At 71.4% G+C, this 17482-nt stretch carries 19 protein-coding genes; 6 read left to right on the top strand and 13 right to left on the bottom strand.

The window, feature by feature from the left end:
- The first annotated feature begins 123 nt into the window (after positions 1-123).
- Positions 124-792, top strand: coding sequence for a TrkA family potassium uptake protein (locus tag AB0M76_RS19795; RefSeq protein WP_266662847.1), 669 nt, complete (start codon positions 124-126; stop codon positions 790-792).
- Positions 789-1451 (top strand): TrkA family potassium uptake protein, encoded by a 663-nt coding sequence (locus AB0M76_RS19790; RefSeq protein WP_365954060.1) that lies wholly within the window; start codon positions 789-791, stop codon positions 1449-1451. Before AB0M76_RS19795 ends, AB0M76_RS19790 begins: the two co-directional genes overlap by 4 nt.
- A 160-nt stretch (positions 1452-1611) precedes the next feature.
- Here AB0M76_RS19790 and AB0M76_RS19785 read toward each other — a convergent pair whose 3' ends face one another.
- The 7 genes from AB0M76_RS19785 to AB0M76_RS19755 all read right to left on the bottom strand — a co-directional run bounded on the left by AB0M76_RS19785 (position 1612) and on the right by AB0M76_RS19755 (position 8162).
- Complete coding sequence (locus AB0M76_RS19785; RefSeq protein ID WP_365954059.1) at positions 1612-2364, bottom strand: DUF3159 domain-containing protein; 753 nt, start codon at positions 2362-2364, stop codon at positions 1612-1614.
- Between the two features lie 3 nt (positions 2365-2367).
- Positions 2368-2787: an OB-fold nucleic acid binding domain-containing protein gene (locus tag AB0M76_RS19780; RefSeq protein ID WP_266662853.1), complete on the bottom strand. Its 420-nt coding sequence runs from the start codon at positions 2785-2787 to the stop codon at positions 2368-2370.
- A 24-nt stretch (positions 2788-2811) separates the two neighbouring features.
- Positions 2812-3498 (bottom strand): response regulator, encoded by a 687-nt coding sequence (locus AB0M76_RS19775; RefSeq protein ID WP_266662855.1) that lies wholly within the window; start codon positions 3496-3498, stop codon positions 2812-2814.
- On the bottom strand, positions 3495-6092 hold the full coding sequence (locus tag AB0M76_RS19770) for a sensor histidine kinase KdpD (protein ID WP_365954057.1): 2598 nt from the start codon (positions 6090-6092) through the stop codon (positions 3495-3497). Before AB0M76_RS19770 ends, AB0M76_RS19775 begins: the two co-directional genes overlap by 4 nt.
- 168 nt (positions 6093-6260) lie before the next feature.
- The gene (locus tag AB0M76_RS19765) at positions 6261-7040 is read right to left on the bottom strand and encodes a DUF3710 domain-containing protein (protein ID WP_030293862.1); all 780 of its coding nucleotides are present in this window, start codon (positions 7038-7040) and stop codon (positions 6261-6263) included.
- 1 nt (position 7041) lies between these two features.
- The gene (gene dut / locus AB0M76_RS19760) at positions 7042-7578 is read right to left on the bottom strand and encodes a dUTP diphosphatase (RefSeq protein ID WP_266633983.1); all 537 of its coding nucleotides are present in this window, start codon (positions 7576-7578) and stop codon (positions 7042-7044) included.
- Positions 7578-8162, bottom strand: coding sequence for a PaaI family thioesterase (locus tag AB0M76_RS19755; RefSeq protein WP_365954055.1), 585 nt, complete (start codon positions 8160-8162; stop codon positions 7578-7580). Before AB0M76_RS19755 ends, dut begins: the two co-directional genes overlap by 1 nt.
- A gap of 58 nt (positions 8163-8220) precedes the next feature.
- Between AB0M76_RS19755 and AB0M76_RS19750 the strand changes: the two genes are divergently transcribed.
- Positions 8221-8676 carry a DUF3093 domain-containing protein gene (locus AB0M76_RS19750; RefSeq protein ID WP_030293855.1) on the top strand — a complete coding sequence of 152 codons (456 nt, stop codon included), beginning with the start codon at positions 8221-8223 and terminating at the stop codon, positions 8674-8676.
- A 42-nt stretch (positions 8677-8718) separates the two neighbouring features.
- Here the strand turns inward: AB0M76_RS19750 and AB0M76_RS19745 are convergent, their stop codons facing one another.
- The 4 genes from AB0M76_RS19745 to AB0M76_RS19730 form a co-directional block, all read right to left on the bottom strand.
- The gene (locus AB0M76_RS19745) at positions 8719-9639 is read right to left on the bottom strand and encodes a hypothetical protein (RefSeq protein ID WP_365954054.1); all 921 of its coding nucleotides are present in this window, start codon (positions 9637-9639) and stop codon (positions 8719-8721) included.
- 12 nt (positions 9640-9651) lie between these two features.
- A complete protein-coding gene (locus AB0M76_RS19740; protein ID WP_053676268.1) occupies positions 9652-9948 on the bottom strand; it encodes a DUF4193 domain-containing protein in 297 nt (98 codons plus the stop codon).
- Positions 9949-10331: 383 nt separating this feature from the next.
- Positions 10332-11576 carry a HAMP domain-containing sensor histidine kinase gene (locus AB0M76_RS19735; RefSeq protein ID WP_266662868.1) on the bottom strand — a complete coding sequence of 415 codons (1245 nt, stop codon included), beginning with the start codon at positions 11574-11576 and terminating at the stop codon, positions 10332-10334.
- Positions 11577-11581: 5 nt separating this feature from the next.
- Positions 11582-12235, bottom strand: a complete 654-nt coding sequence (locus tag AB0M76_RS19730) for a response regulator transcription factor (RefSeq protein ID WP_030154340.1) — start codon at positions 12233-12235, stop codon at positions 11582-11584.
- Between the two features lie 244 nt (positions 12236-12479).
- On the opposite strand from AB0M76_RS19730, the gene AB0M76_RS19725 reads away from it, so the two are divergent.
- A complete protein-coding gene (locus tag AB0M76_RS19725) occupies positions 12480-12647 on the top strand; it encodes a hypothetical protein (RefSeq protein ID WP_199920421.1) in 168 nt (55 codons plus the stop codon).
- 122 nt (positions 12648-12769) lie between these two features.
- Here the strand turns inward: AB0M76_RS19725 and AB0M76_RS19720 are convergent, their stop codons facing one another.
- The gene (locus AB0M76_RS19720; RefSeq protein WP_365954157.1) at positions 12770-13570 is read right to left on the bottom strand and encodes an inositol monophosphatase family protein; all 801 of its coding nucleotides are present in this window, start codon (positions 13568-13570) and stop codon (positions 12770-12772) included.
- 15 nt (positions 13571-13585) lie between these two features.
- Entirely contained in the window at positions 13586-14755 is a 1170-nt protein-coding gene (locus AB0M76_RS19715) for a ferrochelatase (RefSeq protein ID WP_365954053.1), read from the bottom strand.
- Positions 14756-14927: 172 nt separating this feature from the next.
- Between AB0M76_RS19715 and AB0M76_RS19710 the strand changes: the two genes are divergently transcribed.
- On the top strand, positions 14928-16193 hold the full coding sequence (locus AB0M76_RS19710; protein WP_365954052.1) for an MFS transporter: 1266 nt from the start codon (positions 14928-14930) through the stop codon (positions 16191-16193).
- On the top strand, positions 16135-17472 hold the full coding sequence (locus AB0M76_RS19705) for a D-arabinono-1,4-lactone oxidase (RefSeq protein WP_365954051.1): 1338 nt from the start codon (positions 16135-16137) through the stop codon (positions 17470-17472). The genes AB0M76_RS19710 and AB0M76_RS19705 overlap by 59 nt, the downstream gene beginning before the upstream one ends.
- The last annotated feature ends 10 nt before the right edge of the window (positions 17473-17482 follow it).

Genomic DNA, 17482 nt, shown 5'->3' with positions numbered 1-17482 from the left:
CACACCAAGGGGTCACACTGGTGACCGCCCGTGTGTAGCTTGGGCCATGGTCTGAGACCCTGTGAAGCCAGAGCATGCAATGAGGCTGGGAACCAGCGAGCGCTGACAGCCGGAAGGACGGCCGTGCACATCGTCATTATGGGCTGCGGAAGGGTGGGCTCCGCCCTCGCGCAGACCTTGGAACAGCAGGGGCATACGGTCGCGGTCATCGACCAGGACCCCACCGCATTCCGCCGGCTGGGAGCCGGATTCGGCGGCCGCCGCGTCACCGGGGTCGGCTTCGACCAGGACACGCTGCGCGAGGCCGGGATCGAGGAAGCGGGCGCTTTCGCAGCCGTCAGCAGTGGTGACAATTCCAACATCATCGCTGCCCGCGTGGCGCGCGAGATGTTCGGTGTCGAGAACGTCGCCGCCCGCATCTACGACCCGAAGCGCGCCGAGGTCTACCAGCGCCTGGGCATCCCGACCGTCGCCACCGTGCGGTGGACCGCCGACCAGATGCTGCGCCGGCTGCTGCCGTCCGGGGCCGAGCCGCTGTGGCGCGACCCGAGCGGCGGGGTCCAGCTCGCCGAGGTGCACACCTCCGCCGCCTGGATCGGGCACAAGGTCAGCAAGCTGCAGGACGAGACCGGCGTCCGCGTGGCCTTCCTCACCCGACTGGGCGAGGCCATGCTGCCGACGTCCCAGACGGTGCTGCAGGAGGGCGACCTCGTCCACGTGATGATGCGTACGGACGAGATCGACAAGGTCGAGGCGGCCTTCACCGAGGGCCCCGAGGAGGCACACGCATGAGGGTCGCGATCGCCGGAGCCGGCGCGGTGGGCCGTTCCATCGCGGGCGAGCTGCTGGAGAACGGGCACGAGGTGCTGCTCGTCGACAAGGCGCCGACCGCCATCTCCGTGGAGCGGGTGCCGCAGGCCGAGTGGCTGCTGGCCGACGCCTGCGAGATCACCTCGCTCGACGAGGCCGCGTTGCAGCGCTGCAACGTCGTCATCGCCGCCACGGGCGACGACAAGGTCAACCTGGTCGTCTCCCTCCTGGCCAAGACCGAGTACGGGGTCCCCCGGGTCGTGGCCCGCGTGAACAACCCGAAGAACGAGTGGCTCTTCAACGAGTCTTGGGGCGTCGACGTGGCGGTCTCCACGCCGCGTCTGATGTCGGCCCTGGTCGAGGAGGCCGTCAGCGTCGGCGACCTGGTGCGACTGCTCCGCTTCAGCCACGGCGACGCCAACCTCGTCGAGCTGACCCTGCCCCCCGACTCCTCGGTCGCCGGGACCCAGATCAGCGAGATCACCTGGCCCGAGGACACCTCGCTGGTCACGATCATCCGCGGCAACCGGGTCCTGACCCCGCACGCGGAGGAGACCCTCGAGCCGGGCGACGAACTGCTCTTCGTGGCCGCCCAGGCCCGCGAGGAACAACTGGAGGACCTCCTCCAGGCCCGTCACTGACGGCACGCGACACGACGAAGGGGCGGGCCCGACCATTCGATGGTCGGGCCCGCCCCTTTTCGCGTCACAGTCCGGCAAGCCCAGCCCCGCCGGTGTTTGAGGCGCGGGGGTCCGGGGGCAGCGCCCCCGGCGACGGCGCCTCACCCAACCGGCGGACGGGTCAGGACCTGTGTTCCCGAGCGGCAGCGGCCTTGGCGGCCTCCTCGGCGGCGTCCTTGGCCTCCCACTCCGCGATCACGTCGATCGGCGGCGGCGCCTTCGCCAGGAACACCCACGTGAAGTACACCGCGAGCACCATCGGGGGCAGCTTCAGCGCGATGAGCACCCAGCCCAGCTGCGTCGCGTCCCCCCACCAGTACAGCGGGAAGAGGATCGCGTACTTCGCCAGGAAGATGATCCCCCAGGCCAGACTGGCCTTGGTGTACGCCTTCTTCCGCCCGGGGTTGCGGGTGCGCCAGGACAGGTTCTCCTTGAACACCGGGCCCAGGATCACGCCCAGCAGCGGGAACCCGACGAGCGCGGACAGCGTGAAGGCCACGCCCAGTCCGGCGCCGTAGATCATGCCGGGCAGGTAGAAGCCCTTGGCCGTACCCGTGAACAGGGCGAAGGCCACGCCGACGCCCACGCCGAAGACCCCGCTGAAGGCGTGCTTCACGGTGTCCTTGCGCAGCAGCCGCACGATCACGAGCAGGACCGCGACGGCGCCCGCCGCGATCGCGGACATCTTCACGTCCTTGTTGACCGTGTAGATCATCACGAAGAGCAGCCCGGGGAGCATCGTCTCCACGGTGCCCCTGACGCCGCCGAAGGCGTCGAAGAGCGCCGCCTGGGTCACGGCCTTCTGGTCGGAGGCCGGATCCCGGGACGGCCCGCCCGCGGGGTCCGGGGTGGTCGGTTTGTCGAATGACGTCACCGGTCAGTGCTCCTGTCCGAGCGGTCGGAGTTCGTACTTCGGGTTGAAGAGGACCCGGCGGCCGTGGCTCATCGAGATCCGCCCGGAAGCGATCATGCGCCGTCCGGGCTCGATTCCCACGATCGAGCGACGCCCGAGCCAGACCACGTCCAGCCCGGCCGAGCCGTCGAAGAGCTCCGCCTCCAGGGCGGGCACTCCCGCGCGCGGCCGAAGGGTGACGGTACGCAGGGTTCCCGTCACCTTGACTATCTGGCGGTCGTGGCAGTCGCAGATCCGCGTGCACCCCGCAGCTTCTGCGTCCTCCTGCAGTTCCGCCGAATGCAGCTCCTCCTGCGAGGTGGACAGCCGCTCTATCATCCGCCGGAACCGGCCCGCCGGCCTGACCGGCTTGGCGGACTTCTCGGGACGCGGTTCAGCACTCATACAGGAAGCGTACCGGCGCCCCCGCTACCTCTCGAAGCGGTATCCCATGCCCGGCTCCGTGATGAAGTGCCGCGGGTGCGAGGGGTCCGCCTCCAGTTTGCGCCGCAACTGAGCCATGTAGACCCGCAGGTAGTTCGTCTCCGTGCCGTACGAGGGCCCCCAGACCTCCTGGAGCAGCTGCTTCTGGCTGACCAGCTTGCCGCCGTTGCGAACCAGCACCTCGAGCAGGTGCCATTCGGTGGGCGTGAGCCGTACGTCGCGCCCCTCGCGCACGGCCTTCTTCGCGGCGAGGTCCACCGTGAAGCCGTCGGTCTCCACGATCACCTCGTCCTCGCCGGCGCCCGCGGACGGCTCGGCCCTGCGGACGGCGGCGCGCAGCCGCGCCAGCAGCTCGTCCATGCCGAAGGGCTTGGTGACGTAGTCGTCGGCCCCGGCGTCCAGGGCCTCGACCTTCTCGTCGGAGGTGTGCCGGGCCGAGAGGACCAGGATCGGCACCCGGGTCCAGCCGCGCAGGCCCTTGATCACCTCGATGCCGTCCATGTCGGGCAGGCCGAGGTCGAGGACGACCACGTCGGGGTGGCGGGCGGCCGCGAGCTCCAGGGCGCCGGCCCCGTCCGCCGCGGCGTCGACCTCGTACTTGCGTGCCTTCAGATTGATCACGAGGGCTCGGACGATCTGCGGCTCGTCGTCCACCACGAGCACCCGGGTCATTGAGGTCCTGCTTTCTGTCGTATCGGGTCGAGATCCATGAGGTCGGTGGTGCGTGCTCCGTCGTCCGGCGCGCCGTCCGCCGGTCCACTGTCGCGTGTCACGGCCCGCAGCGTCAGCACCATCGTGAGGCCGCCCCCCGGGGTGTCCTCGGCCGCCAAGGTGCCGTCCATGGCCTCGGCGAAGCCCCGGGCCACCGCGAGGCCGAGGCCCACCCCGGCGCCACGCGGGGCGTCCCCGTGCCGCTGGAAGGGGGCGAAGATCCGGTCCTTGGCCTCGTCGGGCACCCCGGGCCCGCGGTCCACGACGCGCACCTCGACCCGGTCGCCGAGGAAGCTGCCCGCGACCACCACCGGCTCCCCGGCCGGGCTGTACTTGACGGCGTTCTCCACGACGTTGGCGACGGCCCGCTCCAGCAGCCCCGGGTCCACCGCCACCATCGGCAGCGTCTCCGGGACGTCCAGCACCACGCTGTCCTCCGGTACGCCGCCCAGCGCCATCGGGACCACCTCGTCGAGGTCGATCTCCCGGATCAGCGGCGTCACGGTGCCGGTCTGGAGCCGGGACATGTCGAGCAGGTTGCCCACCAGGTGGTCGAGCCGGTCGGCGCCGTCCTCGATGCCTTCGAGCAGCTCGGCCCGGTCCTCCTCGGACCAGTCCACGTCGTCGGAGCGCAAGGACGACACCGAGGCCTTGATGGAGGCCAGCGGTGTACGAAGGTCATGGCTGACGGCGGCCAGCAGCGCGGTCCGGATCCGGTTGCCCTCCGCCAGCCGGCGGGCCTCCTCGGCCTCCCCGACCAGCCGCTGCCGGTCGAGGACCACGGCGGCCTGGGCGGCGAACGCGCCGAGCACGCGGCGGTCCTCGGCGGGCAGCACCCGGCCGGAGAGGGCCAGCGCCATGTGGTCCCCGATGGGCATGTCCACATCGGCCTCCTCGGGGCGGCCGACCGGGCGCGGGCCGACGCTGCCGGCCCGCTTCCAGGGCTCGACGTCGCTCGCCCGCTCCAGCAGGGCCACGGACTCCATGGCGAAGGTCTCGCGCACCCGCTCCAGCAGCGCGTCCAGCGTGGTCTCGCCGCGCAGGACGCTGCCGGCCAGGAAGGAGAGGATCTCGGACTCGGCGCGCAGCCGCGCGGCCTGGTGGGTGCGCCGCGCGGCCAGGTCCACCACCGAGGCCACGGAGACGGCCACCCCGAAGAAGACGGCGATGGCCACGATGTTCTTCGGGTCGGAGATGGTGAGGCGGTGCACGGGCGGGGCGAAGTAGTAGTTCAGCAGCAGCGAGCCGAAGGCGGCCGAGGCCAGCGCCGGCCAGAGCCCGCCCAGCAGCGCGGCGGCCACGGTCAGCGAGAGGAACAGCAGCATCTCGTTGGCCAGGCCCGGGTCGGCGTTCACATGCGTGAGCAGCACGGCCAGCAGGGCGGGGAGGACCATCCCGACGACCCAGCCCGCGATGATCCGGGTCCGTCCGAGCCGGGCCGCCGAGCGGACCACGGGCAGGCCGCGGCCCCGGGCGACCTCCTCGTGCGTGACGATGTGCACGTCGAGGTCGGGCCCCGAGTCGCGGGCCACGGTGGCGCCGACGCCGGGGCCGAAGACGTACTGCCAGGCCTTGCGGCGGCTGGAGCCGAGCACGATCTGGGTGGCGTTGACGCCCCGGGCGAATTCGAGCAGCGCGTCGGGGATGTCGTCGCCGATCACATGGTGAAACGTTCCGCCAAGATCCTCGACCAGCGTCCGCTGGACCGCGAGCTCCTTCGGCGAGGCCGCGGTCAGCCCGTCGCTGCGGGCGATGTAGACGGCCAGGATCTCGCTGCCGGAGCCCTTGGCGGCCATCCGGGACGCGCGGCGGATGAGCGTACGCCCCTCGGGCCCGCCCGTGAGCCCGACGACGATCCGCTCGCGGGCCTGCCAGGTGGAGCGGATGTCGTGCTCGCCCCGGTACTGCTGGAGGTACTCGTCGGCCCGGTCGGCCACCCACAGCAGCGCCAGCTCGCGCAGGGCGGTGAGGTTGCCGGGCCGGAAGTAGTTCGACAGGGCCGCGTCGACCTTGTCGGACCGGTAGATGTTCCCGTGCGCCATCCGCCGGCGCAGCGCCTGCGGGGACATGTCGACGAGCTCGATCTGGTCGGCCCGCCGCACCACCTCGTCCGGCACGGTCTCGCGCTGCCGTACGCCGGTGATGGACTCCACCACGTCGCCGAGCGACTCCAGGTGCTGGATGTTCACGGTGGACACGACGTCGATGCCCGCCTGCAGCAGCTCCTCGACGTCCTGCCAGCGCTTGGCGTTGCGCGAGCCGGGCACGTTGGTGTGCGCGAGCTCGTCCACGAGCGCGATGGCCGGCCGGCGCGCCAGTGCGGCGTCCACGTCCATCTCGGTGAAGGCTGCGCCCCGGTACGAGAGCTCCTTGCGCGGCACCTGTTCGAGCCCGTGCAGCATCACCTCGGTGCGCGGCCGCCCGTGGTGCTCGACGAAGCCGACGACGCAATCGGCACCCCGCTCCACCCGGCGGTGGCCCTCGGAGAGCATCGCGTAGGTCTTGCCCACACCGGGTGCCGCGCCGAGGTAGATCCGTAGCTTGCCGCGTCCCATGCGCCCATTCTCCGGGACGTTTCCGCCGATCACGCACTTTTCCCGGCCGTCCGCCCATCCCTGACGGATCTCTGACACCCCGCGGGTACGACAGCGGGCCGTACCCCGGAGGAGTACGGCCCGTGGCCGGAAACAGTCGCCGAGCAGGCGTCGCCGGGATCCGCCGGGTCAGCGGACCTCGGTGATCGTCGGGCCCTGCTCCAGCTGGCCCATGCCGCCGGAGAAGCGGGAGCCCTCCTGGTCCTCGGTCTGCACGCCGTCCGGCACCATCTGGGCGTCGTTCGGCAGCTTCAGCACGATCGGGTCGCGCGGAGCCATCGGGCCGTCGCCGCGCACGATGACGGTTTCCCGGAAGATCTGCTCGAGCACGCCCGCCGACTCGGGGCGCACCGCGCCCTGGCCGGAGATGACGCCCCGCAGGAACCAGCGGGGGCCGTCGACGCCGACGAAACGGACCAGCTGGGCGCCGGTCTGGCCGTCGGGCATGGGTACGGGCACCTGGGCGCGCAGCTCCCAGCCCAGCGGACCCTCGACCTCGTCGATGATGCCGCCCTGCTGGGTGATGCCCGTGGCGATCTCCTCGCGGACCTCGCCCCAGATGCCTTCCTTCTTGGGCGCCGCGAAGGCCTGCAGCTGTACGGCGCTGTCACCGAGGACGACCGTCGCGGCGACGATCGCGTCACCGGCGACCTCGACGCGCAGCTCCATGCCCTCGACACCCGGTACGAGAATGCCGCCCAGGTCGACGCGACCCTCCTCCGGCGCACCGGGCACCTCGGAGACGTCCCAGGGACCGTCGGGCCGCGGGGCGGGCGGCAGATTCACCCTGCGGGGCGCGGAGTCCTGCTCCTCGCCGCCGTCCTGTTCATCGGCAGCCACGCCGTCCACGACCTGCTCGGCCGCGCCGCCGTCCTTGGCGGAGTCGTTCTTCTTGCGACGTCCGAACACGTCACTGTCCTTCCCGGTCGGATACGACCGAAGCGTAGCCATTCCCACCCTGCTGACCAGCGCCGGATCCGGCCACGGCCGCATGACCGCCGGTGGAGCCGAAACCCCCCTCGGCCCGCGCCGAGCCGGGAAGTTCCGCCACCTCGTGGAAGCGCACCTTCTCGACCCTCTGGACAACCAGCTGGGCAATGCGGTCGAAGCGCTCGAACCGGACGCTCTCGCGCGGGTCGAGATTGACCACGATCACCTTGATCTCCCCACGGTACCCGGCATCCACCGTCCCCGGGGCATTCACGAGCGCGAGCCCGCAGCGGGCGGCCAGGCCCGAGCGCGGGTGCACGAAGGCCGCGTACCCGTCGGGCAGGGCGATGGACACGCCCGTGGGCAGTACGGTGCGCTCACCGGGCTCCAGCACGGCCGCCTCGGTGGTCACCAGGTCGCAGCCGGCGTCGCCGGGGTGCCCGTACGCGGGCAGGGGCACCTCGGGGTCGACGCGGCGGATCAGCACGTCGACGGGCGCGGGGTTGTTGTCAGACATCAGGGGTTCACCTCGAAGGCGCGTGCGCGCCTGACCTGGTCCGGGTCGGACATCGCCGCCCGGATCTCCTCGGGCCGACCGTTGTCGATGAAGTGGTCGACCTTCACCTCGATGAAGAGCGCGTCTGCGCGCACGGCGACCGGGCCCTCGGGCCCGCCTATCCGGCCGACCGCGGTGGAGTAGATCTTGCGCCCGGCGACGGCGGTCACGTCGGCCTCCAGGTACAGCACGGTGTCCACGGGCACCGGCCGCACGAAATCCGTCTCCAGCCGTCCCGTCACCGCGATGACGCGCAGCAGCCAGTTCAGGGAGCCCAGCGTCTCGTCGAGCGCGGTGGCGAGTACGCCGCCGTGGGCGAGGCCGGGAGCGCCCTGATGGGCGGGCTTGACGGTGAACTCGGCGGTGACGCGCACGCCCTCACCGGCACGGGCCTCCAGGTGGAGTCCGTGGGGCTGGCCCTCGCCACATCCGAAGCAGTGCTCGTAGTGCGCACCGAGCAGCTCGCCGGGTGCCGGGGCGTCGGGGTGCCGGACCGGCGCGGCGGCATCGGCCGGGGGCGTCAACGCTGTGTTTCGTCCACTCACAGCCGCAGACCTTACCCGCGCCGCTACCCGCGGGTCGCCTCGTGGCAGGCTTGTTGCCATGCAGCTCTCCCCCGCGCACCACGACGAACGTCTGACCGCCCCCCGCTCGTGGTGGGCCATCGCCGTACTCATCGGCCTCGCGTGCGCGTTGATGCTGCTGCCGCTGGGCACGCTGCCGCTGCTGGCCGGGCTGGTCGGGGGCACCGCGCTGGCGGGGATGCTGGTGAGTTCCTACGGCTCCGCGCGCGTGCGCGTGGTGAACGGTGCGCTGGCCGCCGGTGAGGCGCGGATCCCGGTGGCGGCCCTGGGCGAGCCCGAGGTGCTGGAGCCGGAGGAGGCGCGCGCCTGGCGCACGTACAAGGCGGACACCCGCGCCTTCATGCTGCTGCGCAGCTACGTCCCGACGGCGGTGCGCATCCCGATCACCGATCCCGAGGACCCGACCCCGTACGCGTACGTCTCCACCCGCGAGCCGCAGGCCCTGGCCTCGGCGATCCGGTCGGCCAAGGGCTGATCGGCCGGGGACCGGAGGCCGGGCAGGAGGCCGCACCGCGGGTCAGACCGGGGGCGGGTCGCCGGCCGGACCTTCCAGTGCGGCCCTGGCAGCCTCGGGAAGGGGCTCGGAGGGCTGCTCAAGGGGCGGGAGCTGCGGCAGCGAGTCCCACGCCACGGCCCGGCTCCGCAGGTCGGCACGGACCTTCTCGGCGAGTTTGCGGGTGTCCCGGCGGTTCATGACCGCGCCGACGGCGGCGCCCACCATGAACGGCAGCAGCATCGGCAGGTTGCGGAACGTCCGCTTCATGATCTGTTGGCGCAGTTCGCGCTTCATCTGCCCGCCGAGCGCGATGTTCAGCGTCGTCGGCTTCGTCAGGTCCACCCCGCGCTCCTCCGTCCACGACGTCAGGTAGGCGAGGCTGCGGTCCTTGAGGTTGCCGGGGGCCCGCAGGCCGTACACCTCGTGGAGCTCCGCGATGAGCTTCAGCTCGATCAGTGCGACCCCGGTGACCTCCGCGGCCAGCTCGGCCGGCATGGCGGGCGGCACCGGCAGCATGGCCGCGGCTCCGATGCCCGCGCCGACGGTGGAGGTTCCGTACGAGGCGCCCGCGATCAGCTTGTCGGCAAGCTGATCGGGACCGAGGCCCGGGAACTGCGCGCGCAGGGTCGCGAGGTCCCGAACCGGAACGCGCGGTGCGTTCTCGATGACGCGGTCCGCGATGTGCAGGACGGCGGCCCTGGCATGTTCGCCGCCCTTGCGCACACCACTCTTGACCGCTTGCAGCCGACGAGCCCCGGACCTGCGCCGGGCCGCCTCGTCGGACTCTGTGGCCGACGGCACCGCCGCGGCGGTGCCTGAAGACACGGCGGGTACGCCGGGGGCTCCTGGGCCCGTTTCCGGGCCCGTGGCTCCCGCCTGCGTCTCCGCCGGATCACCAGCTTTCCGGAAGCGCCGCTTCCGAAACGGTGTCGAGCCGGTCACGGCCGACGCCTCTCAGTCGCAGTCGCGGCAGATCGGCTGACCGTTCTTCTCTCGTGCCAGCTGGCTGCGGTGGTGCACCAGGAAGCAGCTCATGCAGGTGAACTCATCGGCCTGCTTGGGCAGCACCCGGACGGCCAGTTCCTCGTTGGAGAGGTCCGCGCCGGGGAGCTCCATGCCCTCCGCCGCGTCGAAGTCGTCGACGTCGACGTTCGAAGACGACTTCTCGTTACGCCGGGCCTTCAGCTCTTCAATGCTGTCGTTGTCGACGTCGTCGTCGGTCTTGCGTGGGGTGTCGTAGTCCGTTGCCATTTTTCGCTCTCCCCCTCTGGGATTTAGCGGTGTCTCAGCGCACGTAACGCGCGAGAGGCCGGACTTGTGCCCGACCTGAGGCGGAGATTTTGCCTCACATCAAGGTCTGTTACTCAATCGACACCCAGCCGCACACCTGAAGGAGCGATTGGCTGGGATGACGACCGGGACCGTACACGGTCCGGGGGCCGTCTTGCACAAACGCCACCCCGTGTATTTCCCGCCGTTCGAGGGGCGGGAAACCCGGACTTCCCGGGCTTTCCGGCCCCCTTCGGGGTCACTGAACGCACATGACCCAACACTCGACAATGTGATCGATCACACAGCCACCACCCTCCCATCCTTCGATCATTCAGCCAACAGCGAACAAATGATGAGGGGGCTCAGAGGGGCAAAGTGACACGCATCACGAGGCCACCGCCCTCGCGCGGCGTCGCGGAGATCCGTCCGCCGTGTGCGCGCGCCACAGAGCGCGCGATCGACAGGCCGAGCCCCACACCCTTGTCACTGCCCGTGCGCTCCGTACGCAGCCGTCTGAAGGGCTCGAAGAGGTTGTCCACCTCGTACGCGGGAACCACGGGACCTGTGTTCGAGACCACGAGGACCGCCTGGCCGTGCTGGGACTCGGTGGTGACCTCGACCCAGCCGTCCTCCGGCACGTTGTACCGGACGGCGTTCTGTACCAGGTTGAGCGCGATCCGCTCCAGCAGGACGCCGTTGCCCTGGACCACGGCGAGCGCCCGCTCGCCGCGGATCTCCACGCCCTTCACCGCCGCCTCCCCGCGCGCCTGGTCGATGGCGCGCGAGGCGACCTCCGCCAGGTCCACGGGCTTGCGCTCGACTATCTGGTTGTCGCTGCGCGCCAGCAGCAACAGGCCCTCGACGAGCTGTTCGCTGCGCTCGTTGGTGGCCAGCAGCGTCTTGCCCAGCTGCTGGAGCTCCACCGGCGCACCCGGATCCGACAGGTGCACCTCCAGCAGCGTCCGGTTGATCGCCAGCGGGGTGCGCAACTCGTGCGAGGCGTTCGCGACGAACCGCTGCTGGGCCGTGAAGGCCCGCTCCAGCCGGTCGAGCATCTCGTCGAAGGTGTCCGCGAGCTCCTTGAGCTCGTCGTCCGGCCCGTCCAGCTCGATCCGCCGCGTCAGGTCGGAGCCGACCACCCGGCGGGCGGTCCGGGTGATCTTGCCGAGCGGCATGAGCACCCGGCCGGCCATGGCGTAGCCGAAGGCGAACGCGATGATGCTGAGGCCGAGCAGGGCCATCAGCGACCGGCTGAGCAGGTCGTCCAGGGCGTGCCTGCGCTGCTCCAGGATGCAGGTGTTGATCGCGGCGTTGAACTCGTCGTACATCTGGGGCTTGCCGACCACGCCGGGACAGGTGCTGGTGACCTGGATGTCCGTACCGCCCACGATCTTGAACGGCAGTCCGTTGCCCTCGCGCAGCGCCTGCGCCGCCAGCAGGTAGATGATCGACAGCAGCAGGATGCCGGCGATCAGGAACATCCCGCCGTACAGCAGCGTGAGGCGTATGCGGATGGTCGGTCGCAGCCAAGGGAAGGGACCCTCGGGCTGGCCGGGGTCCCAGGTCGGTCTCGGCGGCACCGTCGGTGGTGCCGGGGTCGCCGCCACCCGCGTCAGATCCGGTATCCGGAGCCAGGCACGGTCACGATGACCGGCGGCTCCCCGAGCTTGCGCCGCAGGGTCATGACCGTCACCCGCACCACGTTCGTGAAGGGGTCGGTGTTCTCGTCCCATGCCTTCTCCAGCAGCTGCTCGGCGGAGACGACGGTCCCTTCGCTCCGCATGAGAACCTCCAGCACCGCGAACTCCTTGGGCGCCAGCTGTACCTCCCTGCCCTCACGGAACACCTCCCGCCGGTTCGGGTCCAGCTTGATGCCGGCCCGCTCCAGTACGGGGGGCAGGGCCACGGTGGTGCGCCGCCCCAGGGCGCGCACGCGGGCGGTCAGCTCGCTGAACGCGAAGGGCTTGGGCAGGTAGTCGTCCGCGCCCAGCTCCAGGCCCTCCACCCGGTCGCTCACGTCACCGGACGCCGTCAGCATCAGCACGCGGGTGGGCATGCCGAGCTCGACGATCTTCCGGCAGACGTCGTCACCGTGCACGAGCGGGAGGTCCCGGTCGAGCACGACCACGTCGTAGTCGTTCACCCCGACGCGCTCCAGGGCCGCGGCGCCGTCGTACACGACGTCCACGGCCATGGCCTCCCGGCGCAGCCCGGTGGCCACCGCATCGGCGAGCAGCTGCTCGTCCTCGACGACGAGTACGCGCACGTCGTTTCCTTCCATCGGGCCCTGAGGGCACACGTGTATTGCGTCGTCCATCCTGCACGTTTCAGCCGTAAACCGGCTGTAAGGCGTCCCTCGGGGGCCTGCCCGGGCCGGAAGTGTGGATTCCCTCGCCTCTCGAGGTTTCTGGGCCCAGGGTGCCGGGGAGGACGTCAGCACACCCCAACCACTCCCTGACGGCGGACTGCCACGTGCCGCCGCCGACCCACGAAGAGGGGGCGAACCCACCATGGACGCATTCACCGCGGGTCTCCTGCAGCGCATCCGGGCCACGCAGTCGGACCTCAATCAGGCCCGTGAGACGGGCGACGACTTCCTCGTGGAAGTGGAGCAGGCGGAACTGGAAGATCTCCAGCGCCTCGCAGCCGAACACGGAGTCCCCGTCTCCGCCTGCTGACCTATCTCCCTGACCCCGCCAGTCCGACCCGAGCCCCGGCGACCGCGTGCGGCAGCCGGGGTTCCCTCATGCCCGGGCCCGGCCGTACGGGCGCCGCGGCGGCCGGGCCGGGGCCACCGCCCTCAGTCGTGCCAGGCCCCGGCCTCTTCCAGCAGGGGCTGCAGCGACGCGAACACCGCCGGGGTGGCGGCGAGCGCCAGCTCCCCCGAGGCCGGCCGGCCGGGCCGCCCGCCCGTGAGCGCCCCGGCCTCCCGGGCGATCAGCTCGCCCGCGGCCAGGTCCCAGGGGTTCAGACCCCGCTCGTAGTACGCGTCCAGCCGCCCGGCGGCCACGTCGCTGAGGTCCAGCGCAGCCGATCCGCCCCGCCGGATGTCCCGTACCTTCGGGATCACCCGCTGCGCGACGTCCGCCTGCTGCTCCTTGCGCACCTGGAGGTACGCGAACCCCGTCGCGACCAGCGCCTGGTCCAGCGGGGCGGCCGCCCGGCACGCGAGGCGGGCCTCCCCCAGCCAGGCCCCGCCCCCGAGCACCGCGTGGTACGTCTCGCCCCGCATCGGGGCCGCCACGACCCCGACGACGGTCGCGCCCTCGTACTCGGCGGCGATCGACACGCTCCAGCTCGGCAGCCCGTACAGGTAGTTGACGGTGCCGTCCAGCGGGTCCACGACCCACCGCACGCCGCTCGTCCCGGGGCTGTCCGCGCCCTCCTCGCCCAGCAGCCCGTCCTCGGGCCGCCGCCGCGCGAGGACGCCGGTGATCAGCTTCTCCGCCGCGATGTCCATCTCGGTCACCACGTCGATCGGGCTGCTCTTCGTCGCCGCCACCGCGAGATCGGCCGGCCGGCCGTCGCGCAGCAGCTCCCCGGCCTGCCGGGCGGCGTCCAGGCCCACGTCCAGCAGTTCGGCCTTCAGCTCTTCGGAGATCACGCTCGCCCTTTCCTAGACGTACGGGCTGTCGACGCCCGCGGCCGCCGGCCGGGGCCCGCGCGCCGGGCAGCAGCCCACCGCGCACAGATCGTGGCTGGGCCCGAGCAGCCCGAGCGCGCACCGCTCCACCGGCTCGCCCCGCTCCGCCGCGGCGCGCTCCAGCACCAGTTCCCGGACCGCCGCCGCGAACCGCGGGTCGGCCCCGACCGTCGCCGACCGGGCGACCGGGAGCCCGAGCTCCGCCGCCTTCGCCGTGGCCTCCGTGTCGAGGTCGTAAAGGACCTCCATGTGGTCCGAGACGAACCCGATCGGGACCATGACCACCGCGGGCGCCCCGGCGCCGTGCAGGGCCTCCAGGTGGTCGCAGATGTCCGGCTCCAGCCACGGGATGTGCGGGGCGCCGCTGCGCGACTGGTAGACGAGCTCCCAGGACAGCTCCGTGCCCGTCTCGGCCCGCACCGCGTCCGCGATCACCTGTGCGACGTCCAGGTGCTGCCTGACGTAGGCCCCGCCCGCGCCGTCGGCGGTGTGCTCCTCGACCGGGCCGGACGTGTCGGCGGCCGCGGTGGGGATCGAATGCGTGGTGAAGGCCAGGTGCGCGCCGGCGCGCACCTCCTGCGGCAGCGACTCCAGCGCGGCGAGCACCCCGTCGATCATCGGCTGCACGAAACCGGGGTGGTTGAAGTAGTGCCGCAGCTTGTCGACCCTCGGCAGCTCGGCGACGCCCTCCTCGGCCAGCGCCGCCAGCGCGTCCGCGAGGTTCTCGCGGTACTGGCGGCAACCCGAGTACGAGGCGTACGCGCTGGTCGCGAGCACCGCGATCCGGCGGCGCCCGTCGGCGGCCATCTCCCGCATCACGTCGGTGAGGTACGGGGCCCAGTTCCGGTTGCCCCAGTACACGGGCAGGTCCAGTCCGTGGTCGGCGAAGTCCTTGCGCAACGCGTCCAGTAGCTCGCGGTTCTGCCCGTTGATCGGGCTGACCCCGCCGAAGCCGAAGTAGTGCTGCCCGACCTCCTTGAGCCGCTCGCGCGGGATGCCGCGCCCGCGCGTGACGTTCTCCAGGAACGGCACGACGTCGTCGGGCCCCTCGGGGCCTCCGAAGGAGAGCAGCAGGAGGGCGTCGTAGGGGCCGGCGAGGCCTTCGGCCGATGGCGAGGCGGCGGCGCGGAGCTGGTCTGACATGGCTCGAATCCTGCCACCCGGCGTCCGCGCCGGGGAAACGGCCCGGCCACGCGTCCCGTATCGCGACATAGGTAAGGTGACCCTAAGTTCCAATGTTCGAATCTTCCCCGTGCGGGTGCCCTGTCGGCGGTCGTAACCTGTATGGGCCAATGACGTCCCTTACGGAGAGACCTTGCCCAGTCCCTACCGCGCGATCTTCGCGGCGCCCGGCACCAAGGCGTTCAGCGCCGCCGGCCTCATAGGCCGGCTGCCGATATCCATGGTGGGCGTCGGCATCCTCACGATGATCTCCGAGATCACCGGGCGCTACGCGATGGCCAGCGCCCTCACCGGCACCCTGGCCATGGCCGCCGCTTTCATCGGCCCGCAGGTGTCCCGGCTGGTGGACCAGTACGGGCAGCGGCGGGTGTTGCGCCCCGCCACCCTGATCTCCGTCGCCTCCGTCATCGCCCTGGTGCTGGCCGCGGCGAACGGACTCCCCGACTGGACCCTCTTCGTCTTCGCGGCCGTCGCGGGCTGCGTGCCGAGCGTCGGCTCGATGATCCGCGCCCGCTGGACCGTGCTCTACCACGACGCGCCGCGCGAGCTGCACACCGCGTACTCCTTCGAGTCCGTGGTGGACGAGGTCTGCTTCATCTTCGGCCCGATCCTGGCCATCGGACTGTCCACCACCTGGTTCCCGGAAGCCGGGCCGGTGATCGCGGCCGGCTGCCTGCTCGTCGGCGTCTGGCTGCTCACCGCGCAGCGCTCCACCGAGCCGGCGCCGCATCCGCGCAGCCAGGACGGCGACCGGACCTCCGCCCTGCGCTCCCCCGGCCTGCAGGTGCTGACGGCCACGTTCGTGGCGACCGGCGCGATCTTCGGATCCATCGACGTGTCCACCCTGGCCTTCGCCGAGGAGCAGGGCCAGAAGTCCGCCGCAAGTTTCATCCTGGCCATCTGGGCGGCCGGATCCTGTCTGGCCGGCATCGTCTTCGGCCTGCTCCATCTCAAGGGCCGGACCGAACGCAGGTGGGTACTGGGCATCTGTGCGATGGCCGTGAGTATGATCCCCCTCCTACTGGCCGGGAACCTTCCGTTTCTGGCCGTGGCGCTCTTCGTCTCGGGCCTCGCCATCGCTCCCACGATGATCACCACGATGGCCCTGATCGAGGCGCACGTACCACGCGCGAAGCTCACCGAGGGCATGACGTGGATCACCACCGGCCTCGCCGTCGGTATCGCGGTCGGCTCCTCCGTGACCGGTCTGGTCATCGACGCGGCCGGGGCCCAGCGCGGGTTCGTCGTCTCGGTCTCGGCGGGGACCGCCGCGGCGGCGGTGGCGTTCGCGGGTTACCGCCGGCTGACGAGGCCGGCGCAAGGGGAGGAGCCCTCTAGCGATGGGGACGGCGACAGCAGCAGGGAAGAACGGGCCGGCGACAGCGGGCGCGTGGCATAACTGGGCGGGCAACGTCACGGCGGCACCCGCCCGGGTGGTGACCCCGGCCTCGGTCGGGGAGCTTCAGGAGGCGGTCCGCCGGGCCGCCGAGGACGGACTGAAGGTGAAGGCGGTCGGCACCGGCCACTCCTTCACCGCGGCCGCCGCCACCGACGGGGTGCTCGTACGCCCGCAGGCGCTGGCCGGGATCCGGGAGATCGACCGGGCCGCCGGCACCGTGACGGTGGCCGCGGGCACGGTGCTCAAGGACCTCAACCAGGCCCTGGCCCGGGAGGGCCTGTCGCTCACGAACATGGGCGACATCATGGAGCAGACGGTCTCCGGCGCCACCAGCACCGGAACCCACGGCACCGGCCGGGACTCCGCCTCCATCGCCGCCCAGATCCGCGGCCTGGAGCTGGTCACGGCGGACGGGCGGCTGGTGACCTGCTCCGAGAAGGAGAATCCGGAGGTCTTCGCGGCCGCCCGGATCGGCATCGGAGCCCTCGGCATCGTCACCGCGATCACCTTCGCGGTGGAGCCGATCTTCTTCCTGACCGCCCGTGAAGAGCCCATGGGCTTCGACCGGGTGACCGCCGAGTTCGATCAGCACTTCGCGGAGAACGAGCACTTCGAGTTCTACTGGTTCCCGCACACCGGCAACTGCAACACCAAGCGCAACAACCGCAGCCAGGGCCCCGCCGCCCCGCCCGGAGCGGTGAGCGCCTGGGTCGAGGACGAACTGCTGTCCAACGGCGTCTTCCAGGCCGTCAACTCGCTGGGCCGCGCGGTCCCGGCGGCCATCCCCTCCATCGCCCGGATCGCGAGCCGCGCCCTGTCCGCGCGCACCTACACGGACATCCCGTACAAGGTGTTCACCAGCCCGCGCCGGGTGCGCTTCGTGGAGATGGAGTACGCACTCCCGCGCGAGCAGGTCGTCGAGGCGCTGCGGGAGCTCAAGACGACGGTCGACCGCTCCGGGCTGCGGATCAGCTTCCCGGTGGAGGTGCGCACGGCCCCGGCGGACGACATCGCGCTGTCGACCGCCTCGGGGCGGGAGACCGCGTACATCGCGGTGCACATGTACAAGGGCACGCCGTACCAGGCCTACTTCACGGCCGCCGAACGGATCTTCACCGCGCACGGCGGACGGCCGCACTGGGGCAAGGTGCACACGCGGGACGCGGAGTACTTCGCCCGGGTCTACCCGCGCTTCGGCGAGTTCACCGCCCTGCGGGACCGGCTGGACCCGGAGCGGCTGTTCGGCAACGACTACCTGCGGCGGGTGCTGGGCGAGTAACCCGCCCAGC

The sequence above is a fragment of the Streptomyces sp. NPDC051364 genome (assembly GCF_040682115.1).
Taxonomy (GTDB): Bacteria; Actinomycetota; Actinomycetes; order Streptomycetales; family Streptomycetaceae; genus Streptomyces.
The sequence above is the reverse complement of the archived record's forward strand: the minus strand, read 5'-3'. Positions and strand labels throughout refer to the sequence as shown.

Bases quoted from the DNA above. Each gene is read 5' to 3' on its own strand.
- AB0M76_RS19790 (WP_365954060.1), top strand. From the start codon at position 789: ATGAGGGTCGCGATCGCCGGAGCCGGCGCGGTGGGCCGTTCCATCGCG.
- AB0M76_RS19780 (WP_266662853.1), bottom strand. From the start codon at position 2,787: ATGAGTGCTGAACCGCGTCCCGAGAAGTCCGCCAAGCCGGTCAGGCCG.
- AB0M76_RS19775 (WP_266662855.1), bottom strand. From the start codon at position 3,498: ATGACCCGGGTGCTCGTGGTGGACGACGAGCCGCAGATCGTCCGAGCC.
- AB0M76_RS19770 (WP_365954057.1), bottom strand. From the start codon at position 6,092: ATGGGACGCGGCAAGCTACGGATCTACCTCGGCGCGGCACCCGGTGTG.
- dut (WP_266633983.1), bottom strand. From the start codon at position 7,578: ATGTCTGACAACAACCCCGCGCCCGTCGACGTGCTGATCCGCCGCGTC.
- AB0M76_RS19750 (WP_030293855.1), top strand. From the start codon at position 8,221: ATGCAGCTCTCCCCCGCGCACCACGACGAACGTCTGACCGCCCCCCGC.
- AB0M76_RS19740 (WP_053676268.1), bottom strand. From the start codon at position 9,948: ATGGCAACGGACTACGACACCCCACGCAAGACCGACGACGACGTCGAC.
- AB0M76_RS19725 (WP_199920421.1), top strand. From the start codon at position 12,480: ATGGACGCATTCACCGCGGGTCTCCTGCAGCGCATCCGGGCCACGCAG.
- AB0M76_RS19715 (WP_365954053.1), bottom strand. From the start codon at position 14,755: ATGTCAGACCAGCTCCGCGCCGCCGCCTCGCCATCGGCCGAAGGCCTC.
- AB0M76_RS19705 (WP_365954051.1), top strand. From the start codon at position 16,135: ATGGGGACGGCGACAGCAGCAGGGAAGAACGGGCCGGCGACAGCGGGC.